Here is a 2,644-nt window from a genome sequence, read left to right on the forward strand (position 1 = left end):
CGAGCAGTTTACCGTTTTCAGCTATGGCATTGCGGATATTTTTAAGCACTTTAATTATACTTTCATCATCCCAATCTATGAAAATGTAAGATATAGTATAAATATCTCCACCTTTCGGCACGGATTCAAACATATTTCCGCCGATTCTTTCACAGCGATCGAGTACTCCTTCCTTCTCTAGAAACTGTCCTGCTTCCTCCACAGTTTGCGGCATATCGAAGAGAATACCTTTCATATGGGGGTTAATTTTTAAAATCGATGCTAACAGAGAACCTCTGCCACCAGCGACATCTACCAGTTTGATGCAATTGGAAAAATCGTATGTTTTGACAAAGGGTGAATAAAAGTTTCTCGCCGAAGCTAGCATCACTCGATCGAATAGTGCTTGAGACTCAGGATGCTGGACTAAATATTCCCAATAACTATTAACTTGAAAAAGGTGATTTATGGCAGGTTTACCTGTTTTGACCGCATCAAACATCGTCCCTGTAGTTCGCCAATGCCAGTCTTCGCAGTGCATTATCGGTTGATCGCGTAACGAGTAAGGATTATCGCTGCGAAGATATTCAGCGATGGGGGTAAGCCCAAATCGATATGGTTCAACTTCGGTAAAGACGCCGACACTGGCGAGACAGCGAAGCAATCGGTATAGTGAGGAGGCGTGACTGTTGGTAGCTTGCGCCAATTCATCAACGGTCTTGGCTTCTTGGGTCAAGAAATCGGCAATACCTAGTTTGGCAGCTACATTTAATGCTTGGGATATCCAATATTTACTTGCCAGTTCGACAAAGGCAATCATTGGTGATTTCGTTGGGGGTTTATTCATCGCTGTAACCTCTTGTGTAGCGTTAGAAAGTTGATTTAATTTAAAAGTTTTGTCAAAACTTTAGACTACCCGCGCAAAGGGAGGTAGTCTAAAGTTCAGCCAGAGAGCGATCGTTCTAGAAACAGATCGATCGACTACAGTCCGCGATCGAACACTTTATCCGGGTCATCATCGAAATAAACAACACCCTTGTCTTTTTCGTATTGCTCGTACAAAGAAATCATTTTGTTTAACTTGTCCGGATACTGTTTGCCCAAATCAACCAATTCCCTGGGGTCTTGTGCAATGTTAAACAACTTCCACTGATTATCCCCGCGTGGCTTGTTGACTCTCAGAACTTTCCAATCTCCCATGAACAGCGCTCTGTTCCCATCACCAAATAACTCGAAGCCGATCGCGTCATTTTCACCGTAAATGCGAGCGGCTTTTCCCTCCAGTAAAGGACGCAGAGAACGTCCGTTCATAGGAAGGATGGGACGGCCTTGATAATTGGTGCCGGGATGCTTAAACCCTGCGTAATCCAGGAACGTGGGCATGAAGTCCATTACCGAAGCAAAAGCAGTTGTTTTGGTACCCGCTTTGATAGCCTTTGGATAGTAAAAAATCGCCGGTACGCGAATGCCACCTTCGTAAACTCTCCCTTTAAAGCCATAGTGCGGAGTTGCACTGACATCAGCCCAACCTTCGCCATAGGCAACAAAGGAGTTTTTATTGCCTATATTTTCATAGCTGTTATTGATACCTTCCTTCTTGAACCAATCCTCAAATTCCTTATGTCCCGCAGCAAAGTCGTGAGCCGCTGCACCGTTGTCGGACATAAAGACGAAGATGGTATTTTCGTACTCGCCGATACTCTTTAAGTGAGCGATCAATCGGCCAATATTGGTATCCAGGTTGTCAACCATTCCGGCGTAGATGGCCATCAGCTTAGCATTGTACCGTTTCTTTTCTGGCGTTAGGCTATCCCAAGCAGGAACACCCGGTTGTCTGGGTGGCAATTGCAGATTGTTGGGAATGATACCAAGCTGCTTGAGGCGTTGGAAACGCTGTTCGCGGATGCGATCCCAGCCAATATCGTACTTGCCCATGTACTTGCGAATGTATTGCTGGGGAGCTTGTAAGGGATCGTGGGGCGAAGTAAAAGCACCGTAAATGAAGAATGGTTTGTTATCTCTACGATTCTGATTGATGAATTCGATCAGCTTATTCGTATAAAAATCTGTCGAGTAAAAATTAGCTGGCAACTGAGCATCTTTGCCATTGCTTTTGTAGGTGGCGATCGGACTGCCAGGACTGTATCCCATTTGGCTAAAATGAGTCGCTGCGCCTTGAATCAGGGAAAACGACTGGGTGAAGCCTTTATCTGAGGGGAAATGCCCTTCATCATGGCCTAGATGCCATTTGCCCACCATATAGGTGTTATAGCCAGCATCTTTTAAAAGGGTGGGCAAAGTCACCACTCTGTCGTTGAGATAGCCTTCATAGCCCGGATTGCCCTTCTGACGCTCGGTTAAATCCTCCGCCATCGTACCCAGCCCAACGAGGTGGTTATCTATCCCAGTCAGCATCATAGAGCGGCTGGGCGAGCAAGCTGCCCCGGCGTGGAAATTGGTAAACTTCATACCTCCTCGCGCTAGGGCGTCGATGTTGGGGGTAGAAATTTCACCGCCAAACGCGCCTACATCGGAATAGCCCATATCATCGGCGATGAGCATAACTATATTGGGAGCCTTTTTTTTGGCGCTGTCGCTTTGGGCTTGCGAACTTTTTTTCCAAAATGAAAAGCCGATGAGGGCGAAGGTGGAGAAACTGAGGAGG

Annotated in this window: 2 protein-coding genes; both read right to left on the reverse strand. The window is 46.1% G+C overall.

Features of this window, described 5'->3' with window-relative positions; translation table 11 throughout:
* Nucleotides 1-826 (reverse strand): methyltransferase (locus H6S82_RS28020; protein WP_191057093.1); only part of this gene is annotated, 826 nt, incomplete at its 3' end.
* Nucleotides 827-960: 134 nt separating this feature from the next.
* Nucleotides 961-2,644 (reverse strand): arylsulfatase (locus H6S82_RS28025; RefSeq protein ID WP_199317979.1); only part of this gene is annotated, 1,684 nt, incomplete at its 5' end.

The sequence above is a fragment of the Planktothrix sp. FACHB-1355 genome, assembly GCF_014748295.1.
GTDB lineage: Bacteria > Cyanobacteriota > Cyanobacteriia > Cyanobacteriales > Aerosakkonemataceae > Aerosakkonema > Aerosakkonema funiforme_A.